Below are 17,558 nucleotides of genomic sequence, written 5' to 3'. Positions count from 1 at the left end.
AAAAATCACAAACCTCCTGAGGTGGAGGGAAAAATCCTGACACCGGGGGAGGGGATAGATGGAAGTATACCCCCTCTCCCGGTGAGCGGAGAGGGGGATTTCGTTTTGGAGAAGAGATTCTACATACTCACTATCGTCGTGGAAGACAGAGAAAGAGCCTACCGACATGTGAACGAACTTCTTCACAACTTCTCTGAAGACATACTCCTCAGGGTTGGATACCCCGTCAAAGAAGAGAACATGGCGATCATATTCCTCGTTTTGAAGACAGACAACGACACGATGGGGGCCCTCTCCGGAAAACTCGGCCAGATTCCCGGGGTCCGTGTGAAGACGGTCCCACTGAAGAGGTGATGTGCATGTACGTGTTCACAAGAGAGCGTGTGGAGAGCAAATCCTTCATACCAGAAGAAAAGATCTTCGAACTTCTAGAAAAGACAAAAAATCCCGATCCTGCAAGAGTCAGGGAGATCATCCAGAAATCACTGGATAAGAACAGACTAGAGCCAGAAGAGACCGCAACACTTTTGAACGTGGAAGATCCTCAACTTCTTCAGGAGATATTCGAGGCGGCCCGCACTCTGAAGGAGAGAATATACGGAAACAGGATCGTTCTCTTTGCACCGCTCTACATAGGAAACGACTGCGTCAACGACTGTGTCTACTGCGGTTTCAGAGTCTCCAACAAAGTGGTGGAAAGAAAAACGCTCACGGAAGAACAGTTGAAAGAAGAAGTCAAAGCCCTCGTCTCCCAGGGCCACAAAAGGCTCATAGTGGTCTACGGAGAGCATCCAAAGTACTCTCCGGAGTTCATCGCAAGAACGATCGACATCGTGTACAACACGAAGTACGGCAACGGTGAGATCAGAAGGGTGAACGTCAACGCTGCACCCCAGACGATAGAGGGCTACAGGATCATAAAGTCCGTGGGAATCGGTACTTTCCAGATCTTTCAGGAAACGTACCACAAAAAGACGTACCTGAAACTCCATCCCAGGGGTCCCAAATCGAACTACAACTGGAGACTTTACGGTCTGGACAGAGCGATGATGGCCGGTATCGACGACGTAGGAATAGGCGCCCTCTTTGGCCTTTACGACTGGAAATTCGAGGTGATGGGACTTCTCTACCACACGATCCACCTCGAGGAGAGGTTCGGAGTGGGACCACACACCATCTCCTTCCCAAGGATAAAACCTGCCATAAACACCCCATATTCACAGAGGCCGGAACACATCGTGAGCGATGAGGACTTCAAAAAACTCGTTGCCATCATACGACTTTCTGTTCCATACACAGGAATGATCCTCACGGCAAGAGAGCCCGCAAAACTCAGGGATGAGGTCATAAAACTCGGTGTCTCACAGATAGACGCCGGCTCGAGAATAGGGATCGGAGCGTACTCTCACAGAGAAGACGACGAGGACAGGAAAAGGCAGTTCACACTCGAAGATCCAAGACCTCTCGACCAGGTGATGAGAAGTCTTCTGAAAGAAGGTTTTGTCCCATCCTTCTGCACCGCATGTTACAGGGCAGGAAGAACGGGAGAACACTTCATGGAGTTTGCAATTCCCGGTTTTGTGAAGAACTTCTGCACACCGAACGCCCTCTTCACGCTCCAGGAGTACCTCTGTGACTACGCAACAGAAGAAACAAGAAGAATAGGAGAAGAGGTCATAGAAAAAGAACTCCAGAAGATGAATCCAAAGATAAGAGAGAGAGTGAAAGAGGGCCTTGAAAGAATAAAGCGCGGTGAGAGGGATGTTAGATTTTAAAAAGATTCTCGAGAAGATTGCAGAGAAATACGACTGCAAGATCTGGATCTCCGAGAAAATCGGAAGAAGATGGTCCTTCTACAAAGACCTGAAAGCGGGGAGGGAAAAGTTTCTCCCCGCCCAGCTTCTCGTCGAGAACGGAAGATTCGGTGTCTTCGCAGAAGACTTTCCCGAGGACAGAAAGGACGAAGTGATTCCCCTTCTAAAGAAGATTCTGGAAGAACTGGAGTGATGAAACCATGACAGGACAGGAAATTCTGGAAAAACTCGAAAGAAGAGAGTTCACAAGAGAAGTTTTGAAGGAGGCACTCTCCAGAAACGACAAGGAGTTCAACGATGCGCTCTTCAAACTCGCCGACGAGGTGAGAAAGAAATACGTTGGAGACGAGGTTCATATCAGGGCAATCATAGAGTTTTCCAACGTGTGCAGAAAGAACTGTCTCTACTGCGGTCTGAGAAGAGACAACAAGAATTTGAAGAGATATCGGATGACACCGGAAGAGATCGTTGAAAGAGCAAAACTTGCCGTTCAGTTTGGAGCAAAAACGATCGTTCTTCAATCCGGAGAAGACCCTTACTACATGCCGGATGTGATCTCAGACATAGTGAGAGAGATAAAAAAGATGGGAGTTGCTGTCACGCTGAGTCTTGGAGAGTGGCCAAGAGAATTTTACGAAAAGTGGAAGGAAGCAGGAGCAGACAGGTACCTTCTGAGGCACGAAACGGCAAATCCTGCTCTTCACAGAAAACTGAGACCAGACACATCCTTCGAAAACAGAGTGAGGTGTCTTCTCACCCTTAAAGAACTCGGCTATGAAACGGGAGCCGGATCGATGGTGGGCCTTCCGGGGCAGACGATAGATGACCTTGTGGATGACCTTCTGTTTCTGAAAAAATACGATTTCGACATGGTGGGAATAGGTCCTTTCATCCCTCACCCGGATACACCACTTGCGAACGAAAAGAAGGGAGATTTTATCCTCACACTGAAGATGGTGGCACTCACAAGGATCCTTCTTCCAGACTCGAACATCCCGGCGACCACCGCCATGGGAACGATCGTTCCAGGTGGTAGAGAGATCACGCTCAGGTGTGGAGCAAACGTCATCATGCCCAACTGGACCCCTTCACCGTACAGACAGCTCTACCAGCTCTACCCTGGAAAGATCTGTGTCTTCGAAAGAGACACCGCGTGCATTCCCTGTGTTATGAAGATGATAGAACACCTTGGAAGAAGACCGGGAAGGGACTGGGGCAGTAGAAAAAGGGTCTTTGAAACGGTCTGAACATGAGTTAAAATATGGTTCGGTACACAATCTCAACAGGAGGCTTTCTCATGAACATAGACGACATCCTGTTCTCGTACGGGGAAGAAGATGTCCCTTTCAAAGCGCTGTCTTTTCCCATCTTCGAGACCACGAATTTTTATTTTGACAGTTTCGACGAGATGTCGAAGGCCCTCAGAAACGGAGACTACGAGTACGTATACAACAGGGGAAGCAACCCAACGACGAGGCTGGTTGAGAGAAAACTTGCCACCCTGGAAAGGTGTGAGGATGCCCGCCTTGTCTCATCTGGAATGAGTGCCATCTCCCTTTCCATCCTTCATTTTCTGAACTCGGAAGACCACGTGGTGTGCGTGGACGAGGCGTACTCCTGGGCAAAGAGGTTCTTCAGATATCTTTCCAGGAAATTCGACATCGAGGTCAGTTTTGTTCCCCCCAATGCGGATAAAGTCCTTGAGGCGATCACGAAAAAGACAAAACTCATCTACCTTGAAAGCCCCACGAGCATGAGAATGAGGGTCATCGATATCAGAAAGGTCACAAAAGTAGCAAAAGAACTTGGGATAAAAACCATAATAGACAACACGTGGGCTTCTCCCATTTTCCAGAACCCGAAGATCCTCGGAGTGGACGTGGTGGTTCACTCTGCAACGAAGTACATCTCAGGCCATGGCGACGTGATGGCGGGTGTGATCGCAGGAGACAAAGAGGACATGATCGGAATTTTCCAGGAGGAGTTCAAAAACATCGGGCCTGTTCTTTCCCCAATAGAGTCGTGGCTCATTCTGAGAGGACTCAGAACACTGGAGATCCGAATGAAAAAGCACTACGAGAACGCTCTCGTGGTGTCTGACTTTCTCATGGATCATCCGAAAATTCTTGAAGTGAACTATCCGATGAATCCAAGGTCGCCCCAGTACGAACTTGCCTCGTCACAGATGAGCGGTGGGTCTGGTCTGATGAGTTTTCGACTGAAAACAGAGAGTGTGGAGAAGGTGAAAGAGTTCGTTGAGAGTTTGAAGATCTTCAGAATGGCGGTGAGCTGGGGAAGTCATGAAAATCTCGTTGTACCAAGAGTGGCGTACGGTGACTGTCCGAAAGAGGACGTGAACCTCATCAGGATACACGTTGGCATCGGAAGCCCTGAAAGACTCGTGGAAGACCTCGATCAGGCACTCAAAAAAATATGAAGCCCCCGGACGGGGGCTTCTTTTCATTTCAGGAGTTTCAGGTTTCCGAACTTTGAAGGATCTCTCCAGCTGTTGTTCGTTGGATCACTCCAGGAGATGATACCAACCCTCTGACCCTTCTCGTTCGCATCGTTCACCTGAACGTTGAAACCTATCACCGTGTTCGAACTCGGCTTGATCGTCTTCCACTTGATGGCCGCCTCTACTATGTAGCCTCCCTCGATCAACTTCACCGCCGTCTTGAACCTCGCCGCACTCGCTCCCGTCCCAAACGACTGCTCGTTCATGTAGTTCACCCTGAACTGCGCATCATCGTCTTCGTAGTAGCTTGTCTTGTGGTTGTTCTCGTCTATGAAGATCTCCACCGAATCTTGCTCCCACGGATTGCTGTTGTCTTTGTTCAAAACCGGATCCTTCACTATCGCAAGAACGTACAGATTCTCCTCGTCCCACAGCACCCTCACCTTAGCCGTTGCGTTCTTCTCCAGTGATCCCATCGCAACCGATTTCGTCTCTATCTCCTCCGTCGTGTTCCAGATATCGTCGATCTCTCCATCGATGACCGGTGTTCCGTATTTCGCCGTCGCCACCATCACTCCCTCAAGTTTCAGCGTTCCGTAGTTCATCGTGTTCGTCTTCTGGCTGTTCGTCGTGTCGCTCCAGCTGTACCATTTCCCGTCGTCTATCACCGCTACATCGAACCCTATGTAACTGTCTTTCTTGAACTCCACACCAGGTATCGTGATCGACATCTCAAAACTGTACCTTCTGAATCCAGGCCCAACGAATTTCTTCACCTCTACGTCTTCCCTGTTGACCTCCGTCTTCCAGTTCGTCCACAGCACAACGTAGGTGTCATCCGGCTGCAGGTATGGTGTTCTTTCGTTGTTCGGGTTGATGAAGATCGCTACTCCATCCTCTGCCGGCTTCTTCGTCGCATCCTGAACCTCTCCGTATACGTAGATCGTGCTGCCTTTCCATATCGCCCTGATCGTTGCCTTCACGTTCCCTTCTTCATCGTAGATCTCTATCGGCTTCGACATCAGATAGGAGTCGTCCATCTTTCCAACCACCACGGCCTCACCCTCTGAAATGGTAGAGGTCTTTGGTAGTGGCGGAAAGAGTTCAGGATCCACAACTCCCCAGAAGGCAAGTTTTGTCTGGTAGTACTCATCGAACAAGAATGGCCAGTTGTTTCTTCCACTCCAAGCGTCTCCGTCGTTCAGGCCGAACATCGTCACGCTGGTGATCACGTTGCTGTACTTTCTGAAGACGCTGAACAGTTGGGCGTATTTGTGTGCAAGTTCCACCTCCACGTTTCTTGGAAGCCTCTCGTAGTAACCTCTGGAGCTTTTGTAAACACTGATGTCCAGTTCGGTTATGTGAATTTCTATACCGGGGATGGTGCTGAACTTTTTGATGGCCTCTTCGATCTGCCTGATGTCCGTTGCAAGACTGATGTGACACTGCATGCCTATTCCATCGATGAGTCCTTTCTCCTTGAGACTCTTCACAAGGTTGTAGATGATGTCTCTCTTTTTGGGTTCGAAGGTGTTGTAGTCGTTGTAGAAGAGTTTCGCATTGGGATCTGCTTCCCTTGCAAACCTGAACGCAAGTTCTATGTAGTCAGGCCCCATGATCTGATACCACGTCGATCTTCTCAGCCCATCCGGCTGGTTCGGATCGACCGCTTCGTTCACAACGTCCCATGCGTAGACCTTCCCCTTGAAGTGTCCAACAACGGTGTGTATGTATTCTCTGAGCCTTTCTGTCATCTCTTCTTTGCTCAGAAGGTTTCCATTTTCGTCTTTGAAGAACCACTCGGGTGTCTGATTGTGCCATACCAGTGTGTGGCCCCTCACGGAGATCCCGTTCTTAAGCGCTGTGTCAACGAACAGATCAGCGAGTGAAAAGTCAAACTTCAGCCTGCCATTTTCAACACCGGCGAGCAGATTCACCGGTTTCATGTTGTTCCTCTCCGTGACACTGTTGAAGTGCTTTTTGAGAAACTCAAGGTCAAAGGGAGTGAGGATGGATTTTTCGGAGATCCCGGCACCGATTTTGAATTGATCCTTGAAGATCTCTTTCAGGGAAGGTACATCCTCTTCGAACGATACAAGCGGTTTGTCGTAGATCTTCACATCGTCGACGTAGAAGTCTGTGTTCGAGCCATCCGTGTAGACGTAAAGAACAAGTTGATCCACGTCTATTCCTTCTGGGAGTCCAAAGATACCAAACAGCTTCACCCACTTTCCTGACGGAACCGTTCTCCCGTACAGCCAGATAGGATGCTTCGTTGTGATTTCGTTCTCGAACTTTCGTGTCATCCTCATGAGGATACCGACAGGGCTTCCAGAATCCTGATACACCCACATCTCAAAGGTGTAGGTCTTTCCTGGTTTTACGATGCTTTTCAGATCGAACTGTGTTCCCTCCCAGCTGGCAGACCTTTCAGAGATGAAAAGGGCGTTTCTACCGGTGTGAGAAACCCTGGAAGTGACCTGAAGTTTTGCATTTCCCCGGGGTATCCAGCCTTCGGCTGTTTCACTCTCGAAGGAGCAGTGAAGAACCGGCGGAGGTTCCTGAACTTCATCCGGACTGGAGAGTTGAAGTTCATCGATGTAGAACGGAAAGTTCGTTCTTTCAGGTGAGGCAACGATCAACGAGAACTTTTCTGCTTTCTGAGGAGGCGTGAAGATCAGTTCCATCTTCTTCCAGACATCCGGTGTGACGACTTTATCAAGGAGTATCTCGTACTTTTCTCCACTTTCATCCACAACTCTGGAAAGAACGCTGAAGAGTTGAGGCGTGTTCGACGTCTGGTACACATAAAAGGAAATCCTGTACTCTTTTCCCGGTGAGACCTTTCCAGTGAGGTCAAACTCCACCCCATCCCAGGGCGAAGTTCTGCTATCCACTTTCAGGGAGTAAACTCCCCTGAAGGAAACGTCCTGTGAGAGTGTAACAACTGCCCCTCCAAAGGGTGAAACCCCATCTTCTTCCTTTTCAAAGTTTATGATTTCACCTCCAGTGACAAGAGTGCTCACAAGAACAAGGAAAAGACACAGTCTCAGAAGAGACCTCATGGAAACACCCCCCTCTTGTTATTTTCAGAAAGGAAAAAACTTCTTTGAAAGATATTGTATCATATATGGAAATCAATTTTCAAATTTTAAAAAACACCAGACAGGGATGATCTATAAAAAAACCAAAAGCCCCCGGACGGGGGCTTTCTCTCTTTCAGGCGGGAGTGTTACCACCAGAAGGCCTGGACATAAGCGGTTATTCCAATTTCAGTGTCATTCGTCACAGTTGCACTCCCAGTACCTCCAGCAAATACGTCTTTCAAACTGTTGTAGACCAGGTTGGCTATGTTTGAATCATTTGTGTCGTAATCAACGGTGATCACTATGCGGCTGTTAGCAGCGTCGGCGTTAAAGTCTGTGCCATTTGCAAACAGATCTCTTTCTGCCTGGCCAACAAATCCCATGGAAACTGCATTGTCAACGTCCAAATCGGCAACATCATCTGATGTCGGTAATGTTGCTGTGATCCACTGCTGAAGACCTGTTACGTAGTTTCTGAGCTGAACCGCAAGCCTTGTCGCCCTCGCCTTCTTCATCGCACCTGTTGCGGTCGGAACGAGCACCGCCATCAAAGCTGCGATGATAGCCATGACGATCAAAAGCTCAATTAACGTGAAACCCGCTCTTCTCCTCATAAAAACACCTCCCAAGTTAAAATTTGTTAAATATAGATTTTACTCTTATGAATTATACAACCTGTTGTCGGTTTGTGTCAAGTGCTGAAAAGTTTCCAATAAGGTCCTTGTTTATTCTGAAATATGTTCATTTTCCATTTCAGAAGAAATTTCATCGCTCTTCTGAATAATTCTAACACGTCTCTGATATAATTCTCAAGAGGAGGTGATCGGTTTGGACTTCAGAAAACTCACAATAGAAGACTCCTTGAAACTCCCTGACGAAGAAAGGGAAAATCTCCCCCGTCTTTCCTTAGAGGCGATAAAGAAGTTCGACCCCCACGTGAAGGCGTTCATCTCCGTCAAAGAAGACGTCTCCGTGGAAAAGAATGGAAAGTTCTGGGGAATTCCCATCGCCATCAAGGACAACATTCTGACCCTCGGAATGAGAACGACCTGTGCTTCTAAAATCCTCGAGAACTACGAATCCGTCTTCGATGCCACCGTTGTGAAAAAACTGAAAGAAGCGGGCTTTGTTATCGTCGGAAAAGCGAACCTCGACGAGTTCGCGATGGGATCCAGCACCGAAAGATCCGCGTTCTTTCCCACGAGAAACCCCTGGGATCTCGAGCGAGTTCCCGGTGGCAGCAGTGGAGGATCTGCCGCTGCGGTCGCTTCGGGAATGGTCGTTGCGGCGCTCGGAAGCGACACAGGAGGTTCTGTGAGACAGCCCGCGTCGCTTTGCGGGGTGGTCGGGTACAAACCCACCTACGGACTCGTCTCCAGGTACGGCCTTGTGGCATTTGCAAGCTCTCTCGACCAGATAGGTCCCATCACGAAGACGGTGAGGGACGCCGCCATCCTCATGGAAATCATCTCCGGAAAAGACGAGAACGACGCCACAACGATGGATAGGAAAGTTGATTTCCTTTCGGAGATCGAAAACGGCGTCGCAGGTATGAGATTCGCCGTTCCGCAGGAGATCTACGAGCACAAGATAGAAGACGGTGTGGCAGAGAGATTCGAAGAGGCCCTGAAACTTCTCGAGAGACTCGGTGCAAAGGTGGAGAGAGTGAAGATACCCCACATCAAGTACTCTGTTGCCACCTACTACGTCATCGCTCCAGCCGAGGCGAGTTCAAACCTTGCCAGATTCGACGGTGTGAAGTACGGCCTCAGGATAAAAGAGAAAGGCCTCAGGGAGATGTACATGAAGACAAGAAACGTGGGCTTCGGTGAGGAAGTGAGAAGAAGGATCATGATCGGAACCTTCACACTCAGCGCTGCCTACTACGAGGCCTACTTCAACAAAGCGATGAAGGTGAGAAGAAAGATCTCAGACGAACTCAACGAGGTTCTCTCCCGATACGATGCGATCCTCACTCCCACCTCTCCCGTCACCGCGTTCAAAATCGGGGAGATAAAGGACCCGCTCACCTACTACCTGATGGACATATTCACCATACCGGCGAACCTTGCGGGTCTTCCGGCGATCAGTGTGCCGTTTGGATTCTCAAACAACCTCCCCGTTGGTGTTCAGGTAATTGGCAGAAGGTTCGCGGACGGGAAAGTCTTCAGAATAGCGAGAGCCATAGAGAAGAACTCCCCCTACAACGAAAACGGTATGTTCCCCCTTCCGGAGGTGAAATCATGAGATACAGACCGGTCATAGGACTTGAAATACACGTTCAACTCTCAACGAAGACCAAGGCGTTCTGTTCCTGCCCGGCGGATGTCTTCGACCTTCCACCGAACACGGCGATCTGCCCTGTCTGCACGGGCCAGCCGGGAGCGCTCCCCGTTCCCAGTGAAGAGATGATCAGGTTTGCCGTGAAGACGGCCCTTGCTCTGAACTGCAAGATACACAAATATTCCAGATTCGACAGGAAGAACTACTTCTATCCGGACCTTCCGAAGGGATATCAGATCAGCCAGTACTTCTACCCGATCGCAACGGAAGGCTACCTAGAAATAGACGGAGACGAAGGAAGAAAGAAGGTCAGAATAAGAAGACTTCACATAGAAGAGGACGCAGGAAAACTCGTGCACGAAGGAGATTCCATCACACGTGCGAGTTACTCCCTCGTTGACATGAACAGGTGCGGTGTGCCTCTCATCGAGATCGTTACAGAACCTGATATTTCCTCTCCAAAGGAAGCACGCATCTTCATGGAAAAACTGAGATCGATCGTGAGATACCTGGGTGTGAGCACGGGCGACATGGAAAAGGGTGCACTCAGATGCGATGCGAACATCTCCGTTGTGGACACAGAAACAGGAAGACAGAGCAACAGGGTGGAAGTGAAGAACATGAACTCCTTCAGATTCGTGGAAAGGGCCCTGGAGTACGAATTCGAAAGGATTGTCAGGGCCATGGAAAGAGGAGAGGACGTGGAAAGAGAAACAAGAGGTTGGGACATGGCAACAAAGACTACTGTCTCCATGAGGGGAAAGGAAGAAGAGAGCGACTACAGGTACTTCCCGGAGCCCGATATTTCACCCGTTGTCCTGAGCGATGAATATCTCGAAGAGGTAAAAAGGGAAATTCCCGAACTTCCAGACGAAAAGGCGGCCCGTTTCGTGAGAGAATACAACCTCCCGGAGTACGATGCCAGGGTTCTCACGGCAAGCAAAGAACTTGCAGAGTTTTTCGAAGAATGCGTGAAGGTTGTTGGAAAACCGAAGGATCTCAGCAACTGGATCATGACGGAAGTTCTGAGAGAACTCAACGAGAGAAACATCGAAATCACAGAGTCAAAACTGACACCACAACACTTTGCAGACCTCTTCAGACTGATGGACGAGGGAAAGATCTCCATAAAGATCGCAAAGGAAATATTCCCGGAGGTCTTCGAAACGGGGAAGATGCCCTCTCAGATCGTGGAAGAAAGGGGTCTTGTTCAGATAAACGATGAAAGGCTCATAGAAGAACTCGTCAGAAAGGCGATGGAACAGAATCCAAAAGCAGTTGAGGACTACAAAGCAGGCAAGAAGAAAGCGGCTGGCTTCTTCGTTGGCTTTGTGATGAGGGAGACAAAGGGAAAGGCAAATCCAGAACTCACAAACAAAATCGTTCAGAAACTCCTGGAAGGGGAGTGATATCTTGAGAAAATATCTTCTTCTTTTCCTTTTAACCGTGGGGGGAGTTTTACTTTCTGCCTCCTTCATGTGGACTTCCAGTGGGTACCATGTCAGATTCGGAGATACGCTCTTTTTCGAGGCTTTCAAGGATGGATGGGGCATTGGAGCGTCTGTAACAAAGAGTGAGGCAAACTTTCAGAAACTCGGCTTTTTGAAGGTGAAAACCTCGGAGGCGGTACTGAAGGTAGGCATCTCTTTCGGAAACACCTGGAACGTCTCTTTCTTCATCGACCAGAGGGATCTTGTTCCATTTCCCGGAAGTCTCCACTACGAATTCTTCCTGGGAAGATTCGGAGGATACGCCCTTCTTGAACAGAACTACAACATGAAACTCGGTGGTTACAGGCTCTCTCTCGACAACTTCTCGTACATGTCCGAGGACACCGTCATGTTCTGCAGTGGACACCTCTCCATGGGAAGCACCTCCTTTGCCTACAGGGCTCTGAACAACACCTTTCTCTTCGGTGTGTCGGATCCAGACAACGTGGTCTTCATGGGAGTGGGTGGTCTCAACTGGAAACTGTCCGGTGGAGCGGGTTTCAACCTCAGGCCCATCAACGGAGTCGACCTGAAACTCCTCGTTGCGGCCTCCAGAGATGAGGTTGCCCTTGGTTTCATGGGCCGTGTCAGAAAAGGAACCACCGATCTAACCTTCGTCTTCAACACGGGCAGGTTCTACTTCAGCGTGAAATTTTAAGAAAAAACCTCATATTTCTTCATAAACGGGGATAATCCTGGATATCCCCGTTTTTTCATCTGAAACGGCACTTGTAATTTTTTGTAAACTTGACTATAATTTTGGTCAAGGAGTGGGAAGATGAATCTGAGCGGCGTGTCCTTCTACAGTCTGGCAGAGGCAAAGGCAAAGTTCTCACAGGTCGTAGAAGAAGCAAAGGGAAAAGATGTGGTCGTTACAAAGAACGGGATTCCGGCCGTTGCGGTGATCGATTATGAGAAGTACAGGAAGTTGATGGAGTTCCTCGAAGAGATACTGGACACCTACCTTCTGGACATCGGCAACGTGGAGAAGTACCTTGAACTCAAGAAATACTTTGAATTCAACGATTCTCAGGAGGTGTGAGGATGGCTCAGGTTGTGCTTGAAAACGTCACCAAGATCTACGACAACAAGGTTGTTGCGGTGAAGAACGCGAACCTGGTCGTCGAAGACAAGGAGTTCGTGGTCCTTCTGGGACCCTCCGGCTGTGGAAAGACAACTACCCTTAGAATGATCGCCGGGCTCGAAGAGATCACCGAGGGAAAGATCTACATCGACGGCAAGGTTGTGAACGACGTCGAACCAAAAGACAGGGACATCGCCATGGTGTTCCAGAACTACGCTCTGTATCCGCACATGACCGTCTACGAGAACATGGCCTTCGGTTTGAAACTGAGAAAATACCCCAAAGATGAGATCGACAGAAGGGTCAGAGAAGCCGCAAAGATACTCGGAATTGAGAACCTGCTCGACAGAAAACCAAGACAGCTCTCCGGTGGTCAAAGGCAAAGGGTTGCCGTTGGAAGAGCGATCGTGAGAAACCCGAAGGTTTTCCTCTTCGACGAGCCTCTTTCCAACCTCGACGCAAAGCTGAGGGTTCAGATGAGAAGTGAGCTCAAAAAACTCCACCACAGGCTCCAGGCAACGATCGTTTACGTGACACACGACCAGGTGGAAGCGATGACGATGGCAGACAAGATAGTTGTCATGAAAGACGGAGAGATCCAGCAGATCGGCACCCCCCATGAGATATACAACAACCCCGCGAACGTCTTCGTTGCCGGCTTCATCGGAAGTCCTCCGATGAACTTCGTCAACGCAAGGGTTGTGAGAGGAGAAGGTGGTCTCTGGATACAGGCGTCCGGCTTCAAGGTGAAGGTGCCGAAGGAGTTCGAAGATAAACTCGCAAACTACATAGACAAAGAGATCATTTTCGGTATCAGGCCTGAAGACATCTACGACAAACTGTTTGCGATTGCCCCAACCCCGGAGAACACGGTAACGGGAATCGTCGATGTGGTCGAGCCTCTTGGAAGCGAAACGATCCTTCATGTGAGGGTGGGGGATGACATCATCACGGCATCCGTCAACCCGAGGACACAGGCAAAAGAGGAACAGAAGATCGATCTTGTGTTCGACATGACGCGAATGCATGCCTTCGATAAAGAAACGGAGAAGGCTATCATCTGAGGGGGCCGGCCCCCTCACTTTTTTATTCTGAACTCGATCACATCTCCGTCTTCGAGGGGATCGGTGAACATCGCTTTTTTCCCGTTTCTGAGAAGTTCGTAATCCTTCAAACCATCCAGTTTCACATCTTTCAGAAGATCTATCACCATCGGTTTGAAGTCCTTCATCTCCACAGTCTCACCGGTTCTGTGGATGATCTTCAGAGGAATCCTTTTCAAAACACCGTTGAAACTGACTGTGATGTGGGGAACCTCCAGTGCCTCTTCCAGGGACTTTTTTCCCTTCTCCACCACAACGAGTTCACTTCCGAGGGAAACTTCTTCGTCATCCTTCAAAACCTGGCCTTCTCTCAAAAGATCGAAATCCACAACGCAGACTCTCTTTTCTTCTCCGTTGACGACGACCGTCACCTTGCCGTAGGATAGTTTCTTTCTGATCTCATTTACCTTCATCTTCTCTGGAAAACTGATAACGTCTTCTTCGCCAAGTGGTTCTTCAGGAGATGCCGGGGAGTTGTTTTTCAGGATCTCCGGGTAAATTTCTTCGATCTCTCCGGATGGAAGTTTCACCCTCACGGGTTTTGCAACGTCCTTTACCCTGAGAGTGACGGTCTTTTCCTCGATGTGAACATCGATCCTGTCTCCGTGCTTCACTTTCGAAGATAGGCTTGCCTCCTGGCCGTTCACCAGTATCCTCACGGAGGTTCTTCTTCTTGGCCTCAGGATAGTTTTTCCGTTCACAACGACAGAGATCGTATCTCCCCCGACGAGCGAAGAGAACCTGTAGCCTGCCTGTATGAGAACCTGCATCACGGAGTACTTTCCGGCGGCCCCTATGAGTCTCACGGGAATTCCATTTACGACGACCTGAGAAAAGACAGACCCCCTGTTTCTCATGGCGCTGTACGCTATCCCGGCGGGTGTGATGTATTCGCTTCCTCTGACCTTCCCAGTGATGTCCTCCACAACACCCGTGCTTTCCACACTCTTCAGAGAAACCCTGTCAGACGGAAGGTTCAGTTTTTCGGCCAGCGCCTCCACAAACCCCGGAACCTTCGCTCCACCTCCAACCACCATCACAACAGAGGGTGGTTCTCCGTTGAGTTCCATCACAGTAGAAGAAATCTCAGACGTGATCTGATCGACAACGGGTTTTATGGCGGACTCGACCTCTTCTCTTGTGAGATCGATCTCTCTGTCGAGAACGTTTTTCACCTTCATCTTCCCTGTAGTGAAAACACTTCGCTTGACGTGTTCTGCCGTCTGGAAGTCCAGCAGGAAACTTTTTCCTATTGCCTCTGTGATCTCGTCACCTGCGAGTGGAATCATTCCGTATGCCACAACAGTACCTTCCCTGGATATGGCGATATCGCTTGTTCCTGCCCCAACATCGATGAGGGCGATGTTCAGATATCTCAGATCCTCCGGTACGGCAAGGTCCATGGCAGCTATGGGCTCCAATGTCACGTGCATCGGTGTGAGTCCCACCGTCTCCAGAACTCTCATCAAAGAGTCCACAACGTGCACGGGAAGAAACGCAGAAACAACCTTCACGTAAGCCCTTCCACCCCTGTGGCCCTCCAGTTTCTTCATCCACATGTCGTCCAGCCTGTACTCCACAACAGAGTATCCGACGCAGAAGAAGTCCTCTTCCACATCGCTCTGTGCGTTGCTGACAGCCTCTATCTCCAGTTTCATCACGTCTTCCCTTGTGATGTGCCCCAACTTCGAAAGGTCTCTCTCTGCTTCACCGATTTTTGTCTTCAGGAACCTTCCTGCAAGTGCGACCGCCACTTCCTCGAGTTTCAACTCGTTTCTCTCCTCAAGCCTTCGCTTCACTTCCTCGACGGTCTCTGCAACACCCATCACGTCGTGCACCTGTCCATCGAACATCGTGCGGCTTCTGTGCTCTATGAGTTCAGAGTCGACGATTCTGATCACGCCTTTTTCCTCGATTGCAAGCAGCCCCGCTATCTTGCGTGTCCCAACGTCCAGGGCAAAGATCACACTTCCACCTCCACGACCGTAACACCCGTTCCCCCTTCCGATGGAGTGCCGAACCTGAAGGAAACCACCCTCCTGTCTTTCCTGAGAATTTCCCAGACACCCGTTGCCAGTTTTCCCGTTCCTTTTCCATGGATTATATAGCCTTTTTTGATGCCGTTCATCACCAGATCATCTATGAACTTCTTCACGACGGGTTCTGCCTCTTCAACGGTCATGCCACGTATATCTATCTCCGTTCTGAAAGAGGAAACAAAGTGAGTGCCCTTTTCCCTGTCTTCCTCTTCTTTTTTCTTTGCCTTTTTGAGCTTTCCAAGTGGTACCTTCACCCTCAGAAAGCCAAAGTCAACAAGGGCGGTGTTTCCCTTCACCTCCACGACCTTTCCAACGGAGGTTCCTCCCTCCATCCTCACGTGGTCTCCCACGTTGATCTCTTCCTCTGCCTCCTCTTCGATGGCCTTCTTCTTCAGGTCTTCCCTTTCCTTCTCCAGTGTCTTCACGGTCTTTCGCATTTCTTCAACGCTGCCGGACTTTGCCACGTGTATTGCCTGATCGAGTTCTTTTTTGACCTTCCTGATGTAGTCGTTGAGTTCCTTCAGTTCTTTGTCGAACTCTTCTATCTTCATTCTTCTGAGTTTTTTGTAGTCCTCTTCGTATTTTGCTCTGAGTTTCATGTACTCTTCTTTTTCCTTCTGGAGTTTTCTCTTTTCCTCCTCGAGCAGGGAGATCTTTTCGTGGAGCGATCTTATGAGGCCCTCAAGTTCCATCTCCTCCTGCGAAAGCCTGGATCTTGCGTTTTCTATTATGCGCTTCTCGAGTCCCAGTTTCTCTGCTATCTGGAACGCATGGGACCCTCCCGGAACACCAACGAGGACCCTGTAGGTTGGTGAGAGCGTCTCCGGATCGAACTCCATCGAGGCGTTCAGAAGAAGAGGATGGTTCATCGCAAAGACCTTCACGGGTGTGAGATGGGTCGTCACGAAAAGGGTTGCTCCTTTCTCCAGAAGGTCTTCTATTATCGCGATGGCGAGGGCAGCCCCCTCCACCGGGTCTGTTCCAGATCCCAGTTCATCGAGAATGACAAGAGAGTCGCTGTCGGCGTTTCTGACGATCTCAACGATTCGCTTCATGTGAGAAGAGAACGTGCTCAGACTCTGCTCTATGCTCTGCTCCTCACCGATATCCGCCATTATCTTCGGAAAGATCTTCAACTCCGTTCCCTCATCGCAGAGGAGCGGAAAGCCACTCATCATGAGGGCGGTGAAGAGTCCCACCGTTTTCACGGTGACGGTTTTTCCTCCCATGTTCGGCCCCGTGATGATAACACCCTTTTTGTTCGGTGGAAGTTCCAGGTTTATCGGAACGACCCTGTCTTTCGGTATCAGCGGGTGTCTTGCGTTCACCAGTCTTATTCTCGAGGATGGTTTCACAACGATGCCGTTGTTTTCCTTTGCGAACTTTGCCCGCGCGTAGAGAGAATCGTAGTGAGCGATCAGATCTATGTTCTTTTCAAGGTCCTTCAGGTTTGAAAGGAGCATGTTCGTGAGATGGCGAAGAATGCGACTGATTTCCAGTCTCTCTTCTTCTTCCAGAAGGCGCATCCTGTTGTTCAGTTCGACGAACTCTTCGGGTTCCATGAAAACGGTGGCACCAGAAGAGGACAGATGATGCACAATACCCCTCACCGATCTCTTCATGGAGGCCTTCACGGGAAAGAGGTACCTTCCATCCCTGTAGACGTACATCTGCTCTTGGAGGATTTGAGAGTGATTCTTCACGAAGTCGTCTGCTTTTTTTCTGATCTCCGACGAAAGGCTCCTCTTTTCGTTCCTTATCTCCTTCAATCTCGGACTTGCCCTGTTGGAGACTTCTCCATCCTGTTCTATGCACCTGTTCACTTCCTTCACGAATTCTTCAAACGACACAAGCTGAGAGAACGTCTCCTTCAGTTTCTGGTACTCCCGTCTTGTGAGATCATTTTTCAGGATGTCGCAACCTTCAAGAAAGCTGGAAACGCGCAGAAGTTCCCACGGCTCCAGAGAGGATCCCGCTTTCAACTTTTCCAGTTCTGGCGTGATGTCGCTCAAGCCTTTTATGGGTGGCTCTCCCCATCTTGTGAGGTAGTTTAAAAGTTCTTCTAACAGTTCCAGCTCGTTCCACGGGTTCACGGTTGGCTTTAACGTGTCGAGGTGTCTTTTCCCGAGATCGGAAAAGGTGTGTCTCTTCACCAGACCCACAACCTTTGGAAAATCGAGAACCTCAAGGTAATCCACTTT

Annotated in this window: 14 protein-coding genes; 10 read left to right on the top strand and 4 right to left on the bottom strand. The window is 49.5% G+C overall.

Annotation, left to right across the window (positions count from 1 at the left end):
- Nucleotides 1-105: 105 nt before the first annotated feature.
- From TRQ7_RS07890 to aar, 5 genes are read left to right on the top strand one after another with little or no spacing between them, the layout of a single operon-like run.
- On the top strand, nt 106-354 hold the full coding sequence (locus tag TRQ7_RS07890; protein WP_038034365.1) for a TM1266 family iron-only hydrogenase system putative regulator: 249 nt from the start codon (nt 106-108) through the stop codon (nt 352-354).
- A 5-nt stretch (nt 355-359) separates the two neighbouring features.
- Nucleotides 360-1,775: a [FeFe] hydrogenase H-cluster radical SAM maturase HydG gene (gene hydG, locus TRQ7_RS07885; protein WP_038067757.1), complete on the top strand. Its 1,416-nt coding sequence runs from the start codon at nt 360-362 to the stop codon at nt 1,773-1,775.
- Nucleotides 1,762-2,007 (top strand): hypothetical protein, encoded by a 246-nt coding sequence (locus tag TRQ7_RS07880; protein ID WP_041844381.1) that lies wholly within the window; start codon nt 1,762-1,764, stop codon nt 2,005-2,007. The genes hydG and TRQ7_RS07880 overlap by 14 nt, the downstream gene beginning before the upstream one ends.
- Before the next feature lie 7 nt (nt 2,008-2,014).
- On the top strand, nt 2,015-3,061 hold the full coding sequence (hydE, locus tag TRQ7_RS07875; RefSeq protein ID WP_041844380.1) for a [FeFe] hydrogenase H-cluster radical SAM maturase HydE: 1,047 nt from the start codon (nt 2,015-2,017) through the stop codon (nt 3,059-3,061).
- A 14-nt stretch (nt 3,062-3,075) separates the two neighbouring features.
- Nucleotides 3,076-4,251, top strand: a complete 1,176-nt coding sequence (gene aar, locus TRQ7_RS07870) for a bifunctional L-alanine/L-glutamate racemase (protein ID WP_236681697.1) — start codon at nt 3,076-3,078, stop codon at nt 4,249-4,251.
- A 23-nt stretch (nt 4,252-4,274) separates the two neighbouring features.
- Here aar and TRQ7_RS07865 read toward each other — a convergent pair whose 3' ends face one another.
- Both TRQ7_RS07865 and TRQ7_RS07860 read right to left on the bottom strand, forming a co-directional pair.
- Nucleotides 4,275-7,337: an endo-1,4-beta-xylanase gene (locus TRQ7_RS07865; RefSeq protein ID WP_041844378.1), complete on the bottom strand. Its 3,063-nt coding sequence runs from the start codon at nt 7,335-7,337 to the stop codon at nt 4,275-4,277.
- Between the two features lie 167 nt (nt 7,338-7,504).
- Nucleotides 7,505-7,972 carry a type II secretion system protein gene (locus TRQ7_RS07860; protein WP_041844377.1) on the bottom strand — a complete coding sequence of 156 codons (468 nt, stop codon included), beginning with the start codon at nt 7,970-7,972 and terminating at the stop codon, nt 7,505-7,507.
- Between the two features lie 214 nt (nt 7,973-8,186).
- Here TRQ7_RS07860 and gatA point away from each other — a divergent pair, with 214 nt between their 5' ends.
- From gatA to ugpC, 5 genes are all read left to right on the top strand, one after another.
- Complete coding sequence (gene gatA / locus TRQ7_RS07855) at nt 8,187-9,605, top strand: Asp-tRNA(Asn)/Glu-tRNA(Gln) amidotransferase subunit GatA (RefSeq protein WP_041844376.1); 1,419 nt, start codon at nt 8,187-8,189, stop codon at nt 9,603-9,605.
- On the top strand, nt 9,602-11,050 hold the full coding sequence (gene gatB / locus TRQ7_RS07850; protein WP_041844375.1) for an Asp-tRNA(Asn)/Glu-tRNA(Gln) amidotransferase subunit GatB: 1,449 nt from the start codon (nt 9,602-9,604) through the stop codon (nt 11,048-11,050). Before gatA ends, gatB begins: the two co-directional genes overlap by 4 nt.
- A gap of 4 nt (nt 11,051-11,054) precedes the next feature.
- A complete protein-coding gene (locus tag TRQ7_RS07845; protein WP_015919772.1) occupies nt 11,055-11,789 on the top strand; it encodes a hypothetical protein in 735 nt (244 codons plus the stop codon).
- A gap of 120 nt (nt 11,790-11,909) precedes the next feature.
- On the top strand, nt 11,910-12,173 hold the full coding sequence (locus TRQ7_RS07840) for a type II toxin-antitoxin system Phd/YefM family antitoxin (protein ID WP_041844374.1): 264 nt from the start codon (nt 11,910-11,912) through the stop codon (nt 12,171-12,173).
- A 2-nt stretch (nt 12,174-12,175) separates the two neighbouring features.
- Nucleotides 12,176-13,279, top strand: a complete 1,104-nt coding sequence (gene ugpC, locus TRQ7_RS07835) for a sn-glycerol-3-phosphate ABC transporter ATP-binding protein UgpC (protein WP_041844373.1) — start codon at nt 12,176-12,178, stop codon at nt 13,277-13,279.
- Nucleotides 13,280-13,293: 14 nt separating this feature from the next.
- Here the strand turns inward: ugpC and TRQ7_RS07830 are convergent, their stop codons facing one another.
- Nucleotides 13,294-15,285: a cell division protein FtsA gene (locus TRQ7_RS07830; RefSeq protein WP_015919770.1), complete on the bottom strand. Its 1,992-nt coding sequence runs from the start codon at nt 15,283-15,285 to the stop codon at nt 13,294-13,296.
- Nucleotides 15,282-17,555 carry an endonuclease MutS2 gene (gene mutS2, locus TRQ7_RS07825; protein ID WP_041844372.1) on the bottom strand — a complete coding sequence of 758 codons (2,274 nt, stop codon included), beginning with the start codon at nt 17,553-17,555 and terminating at the stop codon, nt 15,282-15,284. Before mutS2 ends, TRQ7_RS07830 begins: the two co-directional genes overlap by 4 nt.
- Nucleotides 17,556-17,558 lie beyond the last annotated feature (3 nt).

It is taken from the genome of Thermotoga sp. RQ7, from assembly GCF_000832145.1.
In the GTDB taxonomy this organism is placed as follows: domain Bacteria; phylum Thermotogota; class Thermotogae; order Thermotogales; family Thermotogaceae; genus Thermotoga; species Thermotoga neapolitana.
The sequence above is the reverse complement of the archived record's forward strand: the minus strand, read 5'-3'. Positions and strand labels throughout refer to the sequence as shown.